Origin of the sequence: Stutzerimonas stutzeri (assembly GCF_024448955.1) — a bacterium.
GTDB classification, from domain to species: Bacteria; Pseudomonadota; Gammaproteobacteria; order Pseudomonadales; family Pseudomonadaceae; genus Stutzerimonas; species Stutzerimonas stutzeri_AQ.
Window position 1 is genome coordinate 1 of the sequence record NZ_JAMOIH010000027.1, and the last position, 15074, is coordinate 15074.

Consider the following 15074-nt stretch of genomic DNA (forward strand, 5'->3'; position numbering starts at 1 on the left):
TCGCATCCGACTGGGCTCGCATCCGAGCCTGTTTTTAACGCCGCATAACCGAGCGCAGTAGTTTTCACACGGCCTGGATCCACGAGGAGCCTCATGTCAGCAACACCCGGCAAGAGCAAACGCCCCGATGTGGGCGGCATCGGTATCAGCAGTCCGCAACGCGTCATCGATGCGCAAAGCGGCGCCACCAAGTTGCAGCTGGCTGAATACTATCTGTCGGTGGGCAATTGGCTGACGCCGCATCTGGCCGGACGCCCGCTGTCCATCGTCCGCGCGCCGGACGGAGTGGATGGAGACAGTTTCTTCCAGCGCCATTGCGGCCGACTGAAAATGCCGCACATGCGCGTGCTGGACAAATCCCTCGACCCTGAACACGCCCGCCTGATCCAGGCCGACAGCATCACGGCAGTGGTTGAGGCGGCGCAGATGGGCACCGTCGAGTTTCATACCTGGAACGCCCGCAGCGATCGTATCGATCGACCGGACCGGGTCGTGTTCGACCTCGATCCGGACCCCGCGCTTCCGTGGTCGAGTATGGTCGAGGCGACCTGTCTGACGCTCGATCTGCTCGACGAGCTGGGCCTCAATGCGTTTCTCAAAACCAGCGGTGGCCGCGGCATGCACGTGGTGGTGCCGATCGATCGCCGTCAGGGTTGGGATTGCATCAACGAGTTCGCTCGCGGCGTGACGATGCGCCTGGCCCGAGAAGAGCCAGACAGGTTCGCGGAGAAGATGGGGCCGAAGAATCGAATCGGCAAGATATTCGTCGACTACCTGCGCAATCAGCGCGGTGCCAGCACCGTCGCGGCCTATTCGGCTCGTGCGCGGCCCGGCTTGCCGGTATCGGTGCCTATCGGTCGCGACGAGCTGGAGCAGATCGCCGGGGCGAACCAGTGGAACATCCTAAACCTGCATCAACGCTTGGCGGAGCGGTCTGGCGATCCTTGGTCTGATTACGCATCGACTCGCCAATCCATATCGGCTTCGTTGTTAAAAGCACTCGCGCAAGACGGGTGACCTTTCTTTTGTCGAATCTCCAGCTAGCCTTTGAACTAGCGTAGCGAACATGCACCTAACCCATCAGCAGTCTGCAATAACCGCCGTAGAGCGGTTGCAGACGTGATGTGCAGTACATAACGAGTAACAGGAGATACCGATGACCGTGCGAGTATCCCGGCGACAGTTCCTGAAGTTCGGTGCGACCGCTGTAGGCGCATCGAGCATGGCCATGATGGGGTTTGCGCCTGATGAAGCCGTCGCGTCGATTCGTCACTTCAAACTGACCGGCGCCAAAATTTCTCGCAATATCTGCACCTACTGCTCGGTAGGCTGCGGCATGTTGCTCTACTCACGTGGAGACGGCGCCGCCAACGTGGTCGATCAGATCTACCACGTCGAAGGCGATCCGGACCATCCGGTCAGTCGTGGCTCGCTCTGCCCAAGAGGCGCGGGCGTACTCGACTTCATCAACAGCGAATCCCGGGTCAAATATCCGGAAGTGCGTGAGCCATTCACCAACGAATGGAAGCGCATCAGCTGGGACGAGGCCTTCACGCGCATCGCGCGACACATGAAGGACGACCGCGACAAGAATTTCGAGACCCATGATGAGCAGGGGCGGCTGGTCAATCGCTGGTTGACGACCTCCATGGTGGCGGCCTCGGCCTGTACCAACGAGACGGCGTACATCACGCAGAAGATCACCCGGGCGCTCGGCATTCTGCAACTCGACAACCAGGCGCGCGTTTGACACGGACCAACGGTGGCAGGTCTTGCCCCAACATTTGGTCGCGGTGCCATGACGAACCACTGGGTCGACATCGCCAATGCTGACGTCATTCTGTCCATGGGCGGCAACTCGGCCGAAGCGCATCCCGTGGGGTTCCGCTGGGTCATGCATGCCAAGGAGCGCAGCAATGCGGTCCTGATTTCCATCGATCCACGCTTCAACCGCACCACGGCGGTAGCGGATTATCACGCCTGGATCCGTACCGGCACGGACATCGTGTTCCTGGGTGGTTTCATCAACTACCTGATCGCATCCGACCGTTACGCTCACGAATACGTCCGGGAATACACCGATGCCAGCCTGATCGTCGCCGAAGGTTTCGGTTTCGATGATGGGTTATTCGTGGGTTACAGCCCCGAAGACAAGACCTACAACCGCGAAACCTGGAATTTCGAGCTGGATGAGCGCGGCTTCGCTCGCTCCGATCCAAGCCTCGAACATCCACGTTGCGTGTTCCAGCTGATGCGCGAGCATTACAGCCGTTACACCATCGAACAGGTGGAAAACGTCTGCGGCATGCCCAAGGCCAAGGTGCAGGAGTTGTGGGATCTGATGGCGCAGACATCCGCGCCCGACAAGACCATGACCATCCTCTACGCGCTGGGCTGGACGCAGCACACCATCGGTTCGCAGATCATCCGTTGCGGTGCGATGGTGCAGTTGCTGCTCGGCAACATGGGCATGCCTGGCGGCGGCGTGAACGCTTTGCGCGGCCACTCCAACATCCAGGGCCTGACCGACATCGGGCTGCTGTCCAACCTATTGCCCGGCTACCTCAACCTGCCATCGGTAAACCTGCAAACCTACGCCGACTACATGGAGACGCGCATCAAGCCGCCGTTGGTGGAAGGTGAGGTGTCGTACTGGAAATTCTACGAGCGCTTCTTCGTCAGCCTGATGAAGGATTGGTACGGCGACGTCGCCACGGCGGAAAACAATTGGTGTTACGACTGGTTGCCGAAACTCTCCGTGCCGATCTACGACGTGCTCTACGCCATCAACGATATGACGCTGGGCAAGATGACCGGTGCGTTCTGCCAGGGCTTCAACATCCTGGCGGCATTCCCGAACAAGGCCAAGGTCATGGATGGGCTGTCGAAGCTCAAGTACTTCGTGATCATGGACCCGCTCACCGTGGAGACCGGCGAGTTCTGGAAGAACTTTGGCGAATACCACGATGTAGATCCGTCGCAGATCGGCACGGAAGTGTTCCGCCTGCCGACGACCTGCTTCGCGGAGGATGACGGCTCCATCACCAACAGTTCGCGCTGGCTGCAGTGGCATGAGAAAGCCGCACCTGGACCCGGCGAATCGATGACCGACACCGAAATTCTCGGCGAAGTCATGTTGCGGATAAAGCATCTGTATCAGGAGGAGGGCGGTGCGTTCCCGGATCCGATTCTGAATCTTTCTTGGAACTACAAGGACCCGAAATTCCCCAAAGCGGCCGAATTGGCTCAGGAATATAACGGCCGGGCGCTGGTGGACCTGACCGACGAGACGGGCAATGTGGTCCGTCGCAAGGGTGAGTTGCTGAAGGACTTCAGTGAGCTTCGTGCCGATGGTTCGACGGCCTGCGGTTGCTGGATCTATTCCGGCGCCTGGACCGAAGAAGGCAACATGATGGCCCGGCGCGACAACTCGGATCCTTACAACACCGGCAACACGTTGGAGTGGGCCTGGGCTTGGCCGATGAACCGGCGAATCCTCTACAACCGCGCTTCAGCCCGGCCAGACGGTACGCCATGGGCACTCAACAAAGCGTTCGTCTGGTGGAATGGCGAACGCTGGACCGGGGCGGATGTACCTGACTTCCCGCCCACATCGCCGCCGTCCCAGGGCGTCGGTCCCTTCATCATCACCCAGTCTGGAGGCGGGCACTTCTTCGCTTGCGAATGGCTGAACGAAGGGCCATTCCCTGAGCACTACGAGCCGATGGAAAGCCCCATCGATCGCAACCCGATGAGTCCAAACAACCCATTGGCGATGAACAATCCGATCGCTCGCGTCTTCGAGCAGGATCGCGATTCGTTTGGCTCCAACAAGGACTTCCCCTACGCGGCGACGACTTATCGTCTGACCGAGCATTTCCATTACTGGACAGTCCATGCGCGACTCAATGCCATCGCCCAGCCGGAGAAGTTCATCGAGATGGGTGCGGTGCTGGCTGAGGAACTGGGCATCGCTGCGGGCGACCGGGTGCGGGTGACGTCCAAACGGGGCTATATCACTGCCGTTGCGGTGGTGACCAAGCGGTTGGTGCCGTTGCAGATCGACGGGCGCACCGTGCATCAGATCGGCATCCCCATTCACTGGGGCTTCAAAGGTGTGGCGAAGAAGGCGCACCTGACCAACACCCTCACGCCATTCGTGGGTGACGGAAATACACAGACACCGGAGTTCAAGTCGTTTCTGGTGAACGTGGAGAAGATTGGAGGAGCCGTCTGATGGTTGGTGACCAGATCAATCTGCAAAACATCATCGCCCGCTCGGCGACCACCACGCCCTCGCCGCAGGTGCGGCACGGGGGTGTGGAAAAGGTCACCAAACTGATCGACGTGTCGGTCTGCATCGGCTGCAAGGCCTGCCAGGTCGCTTGTTCGGAATGGAATGACCTGCGCGACGATGTCGGGACCTGTGATGGCACCTACAACAACCCGCAGGACCTGACCGCCGAGTCGTTCGAGGTCATGCGCTTCAGCGAATACGAGGATGAACAGGGCAACCTGGAGTGGCTGATCCGCAAGGATAACTGCATGCATTGCGCCGAGCCGGGTTGTCTCAAGGCCTGCCCATCGCCCGGTGCCATCGTGCAGTACGCCAACGGCATCGTCGATTTCAACTCGGAGCACTGCATTGGCTGCGGCTATTGCATCGCCGGTTGCCCCTTCGATATCCCGCGGATCTCGAAAAAGGACAACAAGGCGTACAAGTGCACGCTGTGTTCCGATCGGGTGTTCCATGGTCTCGAACCCGCTTGCGTGAAGAGCTGCCCGACCTCGGCAATCATGTTCGGCACCAAGGAGGACATGCTCGATTACGGCGCTCACCGGGTCCAGCACCTCCAGGGGCGCGGCTACGAAAACGCCGGTATCTACGATCCGTCCGGCGTTGGCGGCACCCATGTGGTCTATGTGCTGCAACACGCTGACAAGCCGGAAATCTACAGTGGCTTGCCAAAGGACCCGCATATCAGCCCGACGGTGGAGCTGTGGAAGGGCGTGACCAAGCCCATCATGTCCGTGGCGCTGGGTGTGTCGGTGCTGGCCGGTTTCTTCCATTACGTCATGAAAGGGCCGAAGGAAGAGCCGGAGGATGATCCGGACCCGGAGCTGGCGGCGGCCGATCGCGAACTTGATCGTCGTGGGGAGGACCGGTTATGAGCCATTCCAACGTCAAATACGGCATCCTGCGTTACGGTTGCTGGGCGCGGGTCAATCACTGGCTTATCGCGATCAGTTTCGTATTGCTCACGCTGAGTGGCCTCGCACTGTTCTATCCGGCTTTCTTCGGGCTCACCGCGCTGTTCGGTGGGCCGGAGCCGACGCGGATCGTGCATCCGTACATTGGCGTGTTCATGTCACTGTTCTTCATCATCCAGGCGGTGCGCTTCTTCGGCGATAACCTGATACGCCGCCACGATGTGCAGTGGATGAAGCAGATCGGCGACGTGCTCAGCAACCGCGATGAGCGCTTGCCACCGGTAGGCAAGAACAACGCCGGGCAGAAACTGGTGTACTGGATCTTCCTGGCCACCGTACCGGTGCTTTTGATCACCGGCATCGTGCTCTGGCGCCCTTGGATCGCCGATGGCATGCCAATCTGGGCGCTGCGCTGGGCCGTGTTGATTCATGCGATCGCTGCATTCATCGCCATCATCACGCTGGTCATTCATGTCTACTCGGCCATCTGGGTCAAAGGCTCGGTGCGGGCCATGACACAGGGCCGCGTTAGCCACGCCTGGGCGCGTCACCATCACGGGCTGTGGTACGAGGATGTCGTGCGCAACGAGAAATCCGATGCGCAAGCCGCATCGCCCACCAGCGAAGTGCAGGACCGCCGTCGATGAAAGGAGCTGAAGTGAATCATTCGTATGGAAGCGCGCCGTCCGGAATCATGGACGCGCCCCACGTGGTGCTGCCGGATGCCAAGGTGTTCAGCAAACGCGCCACGCGGCTAAGAGAACTCGTCATGCAGGTGCCGTCGCTGGATGAGTTCTTGGCATTCATGGCTCGTCTGGTACAGGCTCAGCATCAGGTACTGACCGAGCATGAACCCGCTTGGCGGCCGGCGCCGGATGCCTTCGATCAGGCGTTGAAGCATGACATGCCACCTCTGGGATTCCAGGCATTACGACGAGACGTGCATTGGCATGCCGATTTGCTCGCCATTCTCGATGCGGTGGAGTTGCATGTGGGCGAACGTCAGCGGCCGTTGCTCGCCGCACTGCGAGAGATGCCCGCTGAGCGACTCGATGAACTGGCCGATGACGTGTTCGAAATGCGTCCCGGCAATGAGGCGACTCGCGCGCTATTGCCATTGGTCGCTGCGGCTCTGCAGGTCACCTGGGCACGCCTGGCCATCGGACTACCCAGCGCGCCGGCGCGCCCCACCGGTGAGGCGAAGGCGCTTTGCCCATGTTGCGGTGCCGCACCTGTGGCCAGCGTGGTCCATAACGAGCGCCATCGCAGTGGCGTGCGCTACTTACACTGTTCGTTATGCGCAACCGAATGGCATCTGGAGCGCATTAAGTGCAGCGTGTGCGACACCGGTGGCAAGCTGCTCTATCTGACGCTCGACGAAGGGCAGGGCAAGGCATTTTTGCCGGTCCAGGCAGAAGCCTGCAACGAATGCCACAGCTATCTGAAGGTCATGCAGCGCGAGCTCCACGGGCGCGCCGACCCGGTTGCCGACGATCTGGCCAGCCTCGCGTTGGACATGCTGCTGGCCGAGCAGGACGAATACGCACGTAGTGGCTACAACCCGTTGCTGGTGATGGGGGCTTAGGCCTCTCCGCGATTGCGGGGCTCGGTAGGAAACGACTCTTACCGGTGTCCCGCCACCGTCTGCACAGTTGCAAAGCTCCTCTAAAGCTACCCAAGTAGGGCGCAAACGCATCGGCAGTGTTTCGGTGCGATTACCTTCTGATTTCTCGACCTTTTCTTGCGCGCTCACTTCGCAACTCAACGTCCGTCAGACAGCCGTGCGCAGCGGCTCTCAAGCGGGCTTTCGTGCTGAACTTTTACAGCCTCCTTTGGTTCGGAAGAACAGAGCCCGTGAAACCCGCAGCGGGGTTTCACGACGACAACCCCAACCTTGCCGACGCCGCTTGCGAAGCGGTTGGGTTGCCGTATCGCAATGATTCAGGCCCCAGGAGCCCGTTCGATGAACGACGCACAGCCCCACGCAACAATCCATCCCCGACTTGAACAAGCATTGCAGATGCCGCGTATAGCCATCGAGGCGACCGAGCCGGTTCTCGACGGTGGTCGATTCGCTGCCAAGGCCATCATCGGCCATCCGGTGACCGTGTCCGCCAAGGTATTTGCCGATGGTCATGATCAGCTGGCCGCTGCGATCTGCTGGCGTACCAAGGACGAAAGCGGCTGGCGTCGCGCCCGTCTCAAGCTGCTCGGCAACGACAAGTGGGAAGGTCATTTCACCCCAACGCAGGTGGCAGGCCACGAGTTCATGATCGAGGCCTGGTGGGACGTCTATGAAACCTACCGCTACGAGCTATCGAAAAAACATGCAGCGGGTGTGCCGGTGCAGTTGGAGCTGGAAGAAGGCCGCCTATTGCTAGAGCGCGCCAGCGGGCGGGCCATGGGTGAAACCAAGGCGATCATCGATGATCTCTTGCACCGCCTGAGCACTGCGCACCTGGATGACGAGCGTGTATCGGTCATGCTGGCCGATGAGACGGCTGCGGCAATGGCCGATGCCGACCCGCGTGAGCATTGCAGCCAGAGCCCGGTATTCCCGCTTGAAGTGGAGCGACCACTGGCGCAGTTCGCCAGCTGGTACGAGCTATTCCCGCGGTCGGAAACCGACGACCCGAACCGACATGGCACCTTCCGCGACGTGCACAAGCGCCTGCCGTCGATCCGCGATATGGGCTTCGACGTACTCTACTTCACGCCCATTCATCCCATCGGGCGCCAGCACCGTAAGGGCCGAAACAACACTCTGAACGCCGGCCCCAACGACCCGGGCAGTCCCTATGCCATCGGCAGTGAAGACGGTGGCCACGATGCGGTCCATCCGGAGCTTGGCACGCTTGGCGACTTCCGCGATCTGGTGGCGGCGGCGCGCGACCACGGCCTGGAAATCGCGCTGGATTTCGCCATTCAGTGTTCCCAGGATCACCCCTGGCTAAAAGAACATCCGGGCTGGTTCTCCTGGCGCCCTGACGGGACCATCCGCTACGCGGAAAACCCGCCGAAGAAGTACCAGGACATCGTCAATGTCGACTTCTATGCCGAAGACGCCATGCCCGATCTTTGGATCGCCTTGCGCGACGTGGTCTGGCACTGGGTGGAGCAGGGCGTGAAGATCTTCCGCGTCGACAATCCACACACCAAGCCGCTGCCGTTCTGGGAATGGATGATCGCCGATATTCGCGAGCGCGACCCGGACGTGATGTTCCTCTCCGAGGCGTTCACCCGGCCGGCGATGATGGCGCGTCTGGGCAAGGTCGGCTTCAACCAGAGCTACACCTATTTCACCTGGCGCAACAACAAGGCGGAGCTGAGCGAATATTTCACCGAGCTCAACGAGCCGCCGTTGCGCGATTGCTACCGGCCGAACTTCTTCGTCAACACGCCGGACATCAATCCATTCTTCCTGCATGACTCCGGTCGCGCCGGTTTCCTCATCCGAGCGGCGCTGGCGACCATGGGGTCTGGGCTCTGGGGTATGTACTCGGGCTTCGAGCTGTGCGAATCCGCTGCGATTCCCGGTAAGGAGGAGTACCTGGACTCGGAGAAGTACGAGATCCGTCCGCGCGACTACCACGCGCCGGGCAACATCATCGCCGAGATCGCTCAGCTCAATCGCATCCGCCGCCAGAATCCAGCCCTGCAAACCCACCTCGGTTTCCAGGCCTACACGGCTTACAACGACAACATTTTCTATTTCGGCAAGCGCACGGCGGATCGCTCGAATTTCATTCTGGTCGCGGTCAGCCTCGATCCACATAACGCCCAGGAAGCGCATTTCGAGTTGCCGCTCTGGGAGCTTGGCTTGCCCGATCACGCTGAAACCCGCGGCGAAGACCTCATGAATGGGCATCGCTGGACCTGGTATGGCAAGACGCAATGGATGCGGATCGAGCCCTGGCATCTGCCATTCGGAATTTGGCGTCTGAGCGCAGGGGGCCCTGATCCAGACCTCAAGTGATTTATTAAGAGCAAGGCTATAACCCTATTTATCAGCAGGTTAGAAGTAACAATTAAACTGTTTTGTTACGCCTACTGATGACCTTTGCCGTCTCGGCTGGGACTTGGCGTCCCGGTTTCGAGGCAGAAAAAAGGAACGAGACATGGCCAAATCACGCAAGCCAGCCGCCTTCATCACCGACCCGCTCTGGTACAAGGACGCAGTGGTTTATCAGGTCCACCTGAAGTCCTTCTTCGACTCGAACAACGACGGGGTTGGTGACTTTCAGGGTTTGATCGAGAAGCTCGATTACATCGCCGACCTGGGCGTGAACACCGTCTGGCTGTTGCCGTTCTATCCCTCGCCGCGGCGCGACGATGGTTACGACATTGCCGAATACCGCGGCGTGCATCCGGACTACGGCACCATGGCCGATGCCAGGCGCTTCATCGCAGCTGCGCACAAGCGCGGGCTGCGGGTGATCACCGAGCTGGTCATCAACCACACCTCGGACCAGCACCCCTGGTTCCAGCGTGCGCGCAAGGCGAAAAAGGGTTCTGCGGCGCGCGACTTCTATGTCTGGTCGGACACGGATGACAAGTACGACGGTACGCGGATCATCTTCCTCGATACCGAAGTGTCGAACTGGACCTGGGACCCGGTAGCCCAGCAGTACTTTTGGCATCGCTTCTATTCGCACCAGCCGGATCTCAATTTCGACAACCCGCAGGTCATGAAGGCCGTGCTCAGTGTCATGCGCTACTGGCTCGACCTCGGCATCGACGGGTTGCGGCTCGATGCCATCCCTTATCTGGTGGAGCGCGACGGCACCAACAACGAGAACCTGCCTGAAACTCATGTGGTGCTGAAACAGATACGCGCCGAGATCGACGCCAATTACCCCGACCGTATGCTCTTGGCCGAGGCCAACCAGTGGCCGGAAGATACCCAGCTGTATTTCGGCGGCGAAGACGGCGGACCGGGCGATGAATGCCATATGGCGTTCCATTTTCCGCTGATGCCGCGCATGTACATGGCGCTGGCTCAGGAAGACCGCTTCCCGATCACCGACATCCTGCGCCAGACGCCGGACATTCCGGAAAACTGCCAGTGGGCGATCTTCCTGCGTAACCATGACGAGCTGACGCTGGAAATGGTGACCGACAAGGAGCGCGACTACCTCTGGAATTACTACGCCTCGGACAAGCGCGCGCGGATCAACCTCGGCATTCGCCGCCGTCTGGCGCCCCTGCTGGAACGCGACCGTCGCCGCATCGAGCTGCTCAACAGCCTGCTGCTATCGATGCCCGGCACGCCGGTGATCTATTACGGCGACGAGATCGGCATGGGCGACAACATTTTCCTCGGCGACCGCGACGGCGTGCGTACGCCGATGCAATGGTCGGTGGACCGCAATGGAGGTTTCTCCCGCGCCGACCCGCCGAGTCTGGTGTTGCCGCCGATCATGGACCCGCTGTACGGCTATCAGGCGATCAACGTCGAGGCGCAGCAGCGCGACCCGCATTCGCTGCTCAACTGGACGCGACGGCTGTTGTCTATTCGGAAACAGTTCAAGGCGTTCGGGCGAGGCAGCCTGAAGATGCTCGCACCGAGCAACCGCCGAATCCTGGCCTATCTGCGTGAATTCACGGCACCCAGCGGGGAGACCGAGGTGATTCTTTGCGTTACCAACGTGTCGCGCGCGGCTCAGGCAGCGGAACTGGAGCTTTCGCACTATGCCGGGATGGTGCCCGTGGAAATGGTCGGGGGCAGTGCGTTCCCACCGATCGGTCAATTGCCCTACTTGCTGACGTTGCCACCTTATGGCTTCTACTGGTTCCAGCTGGCAACCAGTCACCAGATGCCCAGTTGGCACCAGGCACCGGTGGAAACCATGCCCGACTTCCAAACCCTCGTGCTCAAACGCCTGGATACGCTCACCGCAGCGAACAAGCGCATTCTCGAAACCGAGTCGCTTCCTGCTTACCTGCCGAAGCGGCGTTGGTTCGCCAGCAAGGATGCGGCGATCGACTCGATCAAGATCTGCTACAGCGTGCCGTTCGGCGATCCACAGCGGCCGGTGCTGCTGAGCGAGATCGCAGTGGCAACGGCCGGGCGAACCGATCTGTACCAGCTGCCGTTGGGCTTCCTCGATGAAGACGACTTCGACATTGCACTGCCGCAGCAACTCGCGATGGCACGGGTCCGGCGTGGTCCGCAGGTCGGCCTGCTGACGGATGCCTTTGCGCTCAAACAGTTCGTCCTGGGCGTGATTCAAGGATTGCGTGAAAAACAGGTGGTGCCGTGCGGCGAAGGCGAGATCCGCTTCGAGCCGATCGGCAATCTGGCCGACGTGGAATTGCCGGCCGATGCCGAGGTGCGTTACCTCACGGCGGAGCAATCCAACAGCTCGGCCATCATCGACAGCAGCATGATGATCAAGGTGCTGCGCCGGGTCTCGGCAGGTGTGCACCCGGAACTGGAAATGGGCCGCTTCCTGACCGAGCAGGGCTTCCAGCACATCTCGGCGATGCTCGGCCAGGTCACGCGCGTCAACAAGCGGGGCGAGCCGCATGCGCTGATGGTCGTGCAGCGCTTCCTCGACAACCAGGGCGATGCCTGGGAATGGACGTTGAACACCCTGGACCGCGCCGTTCGCGATCAGATTGCTGGCGGTGTGTCCGAGCACGAGAACCAGTTCAGTGCCCTCGCTGAAGTCGAAGCCTTCAATCGCCTGCTTGGGCAGCGCCTGGGTGAGATGCACATGGCGCTGGCGACGCAGACCAGCGATCAGGCATTCGCCAGCGAGCCGACCCGTCTGACCGATACCAAAGAATGGATCAAGACCATATCCGCACAGGTGGAGCGCGCGCTGGATCTGCTGCAAGCCCGTCGCGGCGATCTCGACCGCAAAAGCGCATCGCTGGTGGATCAGCTACTCGGTCAGCGCGACCAGTTGCTAGGCGAGGTCAAACGGTTGGCCGAACGTTCCGTTGGCGGCCTGCGCACGCGTGTACACGGTGACCTCCACCTTGGCCAGGTGCTGGTGGTTCAAGGCGATGCGTATTTCATCGACTTCGAAGGTGAGCCGGCGCGCTCGCTGGAAGAGCGCAGAAGCAAGTTGAGCCCGTTCAAGGATGTCGCCGGCGTGCTGCGTTCGTTCGAATACGCCACTGCCATGACCCTGCGTAACGCGCAGGCCAGTGACAGTTCCGAAGAGGCGAATCTGGCCCGCCGCGCTATTTCCGACACCTACCAACAGAGCGCCCGTGATGTGTTTCTCGAGGCCTACCGCGAGGCGACAGCGCAAATGCCGCACGCCTGGAAGGACGCAGCCGGTGCTGGCGCTGCTCTGGCCCTGTTCAGCCTGGAAAAAACCGCCTATGAAGTGGCCTACGAGGCAGAGAACCGCCCGGCCTGGCTATCCGTTCCGCTTCAGGGACTGGCGAAGCTGGCACAACAGATTTCCGATGGAGATTCCCGATGAATGATCGTCCGGCTGTGACCATGCCCGGTGAAACCCTGCTGCCAACCGATGCCGACGTCGATGCGCTGGTGCGCGCCGAACATGGCAACCCGTTTTCCATCCTTGGCCCGCACCCTGACGGCGGTGGGCTGGTGGTACGCGCCTATTTACCTAACGCGCTGGGCGTCGAAGTGCTCGAACGCTCCAGCGGTCGCTTGCTGGCAGCGATGGAGCAGGGCCAGGTGCCCGGCTTTTTCGTCACTCGGCTGACCCACCAGCAGCCTTACCTGCTGAACATCCGCTGGGCGGGGGGCGAGCAGATCACCGAAGACCCCTACAGCTTCGGGCCGCAGCTCGGCGAAATGGACATGTATTTGTTCTCCGAAGGCAACCATCGCGAAATCGGCCGTGTATTTGGCGCACAGCCGATGGAAATCGATGGCGTGCAGGGCGTGCGTTTCGCCGTCTGGGCACCTAACGCCCGACGCGTATCGGTGGTTGGCAGCTTCAATGGCTGGGACGGCCGCCGTCACCCGATGCGACTGCGTTTTCCTTCCGGCGTGTGGGAGATCTTTATCCCGCGCCTACAGCCGGGTGAACGCTACAAGTACGAGATTCTGGGGCAGAACGGCATACTGCCGCTGAAGGCCGATCCGATTGCGCTGGCGACCGAGCTTCCTCCGGGAACCGCTTCGGTGATTTCGCATCCGCTGGAGTACGAGTGGAAAGACGAAGCCTGGTTGCAGCAGCGGGCCGCGCGGCAGTCCTACAACGCGCCGATGACCATCTATGAGCTACACGCGGGCTCCTGGCGTAAGGAGGGTGGCGATGAAGGGCGACTCTACGATTGGCACGAATTGGCCGAGCGGCTGATCCCTTATGTCGTCGACCTGGGTTTTACCCATATCGAGCTGATGCCGATCATGGAGCATCCCTTCGGCGGTTCTTGGGGTTATCAGTTGCTGTCGCAGTTCGCGCCCAGCGCGCGCTATGGCAGTGCGCATGACTTCGCGGCATTCGTCGACGCCTGCCATAACGCCGGTATCGGGGTGATCCTCGACTGGGTGCCGGCGCATTTTCCGACCGACGCGCACGGGCTGGGCGAATTCGATGGCACAGCGTTGTACGAATACGCACACCCCTTCGAAGGGTTTCATCAGGATTGGGATACCTACATCTACAACCTCGGGCGCACCGAGGTGCACGGCTTCATGCTGGCTTCGGCGTTGCACTGGCTGCGTGAATTCCACGTCGACGCACTGCGTGTCGACGCGGTCGCCTCGATGCTCTATCGCGACTATTCGCGCAAGGAGGGGGAGTGGATTCCCAACCGCCACGGCGGTCGCGAGAATCTCGAAGCGATCGACTTCCTGCGACACCTTAACGACGTGGTGGCCACCGAAACGCCCGGCGCGCTGGTCATCGCCGAGGAGTCCACGGCATTTCCCGGTGTCAGCAAACCAACCTACGAGGGCGGGCTGGGCTTTGCCTACAAATGGAACATGGGCTGGATGCACGACACGCTCAAGTACATTCAGGAAGACCCAATCAACCGCCAGTATCACCATGACAAGCTGACCTTCGGCATGGTCTACGCCTACTCGGAGCATTTCGTGCTGCCGATTTCCCATGATGAAGTGGTTCACGGCAAGGGTTCGCTGATCGACAAAATGCCCGGTGATCGCTGGCAAAAGTTCGCCAACCTGCGGGCGTACCTGTCGTTCATGTGGACGCATCCGGGCAAGAAGCTGTTGTTCATGGGCAGCGAGTTCGGCCAGTGGCGCGAATGGAGTCACGACCGCGAACTGGACTGGCATCTGCTCGAGGAGGCCGACCACCGCGGTGCGCAGAACCTGGTACGGGATATCAACCGTCTGTACGCACATGAGCCTGCCTTGCATGAGCTGGACAGCGATCCGCAGGGTTTCCAGTGGCTGATCGGCGATGACCGCGCCAACAGCGTGTTCGCCTGGCTGCGCAAGAGCTCGACCGGGTATCCGCTGTTGGTGGTAGGCAACTTCACGCCGGTGGTACGAGAGGGCTATCGGGTAGGCGTTCCGGTAGAGGGTCGCTGGGAGGAAATCTTCAACAGCGATGCCGGATGCTACGGCGGCTCCAACGTGGGCAATGGTGGAGGTCTGCTGGCCGAACAGGTGCCTTCCCATGGACAGGACGTATCGCTGATGCTCACGCTTCCGCCGCTTGGGGTGGTGATACTGCGACCACAGGAGTAGCGGTCGTCACGAATGGGGCGTCCATACTTAGGCGTCCCAGTCCATCGGTCCTCGCTCGGCGTCCTGCCTCGCGTCCTTGTGCACGACGTCCACTCGGCCTCCTGACGGGAACGAAGTCCGAGCGTCCTGGAGGTTTTCTACCTGCCTTGGCTTTTATTTCGAACGAACTGTCAGGCAACTCCATACGCCCCATCAGGAGGGTGAGCGC

General features: G+C 60.7%; 8 protein-coding genes. All 8 read left to right on the forward strand.

Going from position 1 to position 15074, the window contains the following annotated elements; genetic code table 11:
• The first annotated feature begins 93 nt into the window (after window positions 1–93).
• The 8 genes from ligD (at window position 94) to glgB (ending at window position 14866) form a co-directional block, all read left to right on the forward strand.
• Window positions 94–1017 carry a non-homologous end-joining DNA ligase gene (gene ligD / locus NA645_RS19970; protein ID WP_256050400.1) on the forward strand — a complete coding sequence of 308 codons (924 nt, stop codon included), beginning with the start codon at window positions 94–96 and terminating at the stop codon, window positions 1015–1017.
• 139 nt (window positions 1018–1156) lie between these two features.
• A complete protein-coding gene (gene fdnG / locus NA645_RS19975; RefSeq protein ID WP_256050401.1) occupies window positions 1157–4237 on the forward strand; it encodes a formate dehydrogenase-N subunit alpha in 3081 nt (1026 codons plus the stop codon).
• On the forward strand, window positions 4237–5172 hold the full coding sequence (gene fdxH / locus NA645_RS19980; RefSeq protein WP_256050402.1) for a formate dehydrogenase subunit beta: 936 nt from the start codon (window positions 4237–4239) through the stop codon (window positions 5170–5172). Before fdnG ends, fdxH begins: the two co-directional genes overlap by 1 nt.
• The gene (locus NA645_RS19985) at window positions 5169–5858 is read left to right on the forward strand and encodes a formate dehydrogenase subunit gamma (protein ID WP_256050403.1); all 690 of its coding nucleotides are present in this window, start codon (window positions 5169–5171) and stop codon (window positions 5856–5858) included. Before fdxH ends, NA645_RS19985 begins: the two co-directional genes overlap by 4 nt.
• Entirely contained in the window at window positions 5855–6796 is a 942-nt protein-coding gene (gene fdhE, locus NA645_RS19990; RefSeq protein ID WP_423836589.1) for a formate dehydrogenase accessory protein FdhE, read from the forward strand. Before NA645_RS19985 ends, fdhE begins: the two co-directional genes overlap by 4 nt.
• A gap of 378 nt (window positions 6797–7174) precedes the next feature.
• A complete protein-coding gene (locus NA645_RS19995) occupies window positions 7175–9187 on the forward strand; it encodes an alpha-1,4-glucan--maltose-1-phosphate maltosyltransferase (RefSeq protein ID WP_256050404.1) in 2013 nt (670 codons plus the stop codon).
• A 142-nt stretch (window positions 9188–9329) separates the two neighbouring features.
• Window positions 9330–12653, forward strand: coding sequence for a maltose alpha-D-glucosyltransferase (treS, locus tag NA645_RS20000; RefSeq protein WP_256050405.1), 3324 nt, complete (start codon window positions 9330–9332; stop codon window positions 12651–12653).
• Window positions 12650–14866: a 1,4-alpha-glucan branching protein GlgB gene (gene glgB, locus NA645_RS20005; RefSeq protein WP_256050406.1), complete on the forward strand. Its 2217-nt coding sequence runs from the start codon at window positions 12650–12652 to the stop codon at window positions 14864–14866. Before treS ends, glgB begins: the two co-directional genes overlap by 4 nt.
• The last annotated feature ends 208 nt before the right edge of the window (window positions 14867–15074 follow it).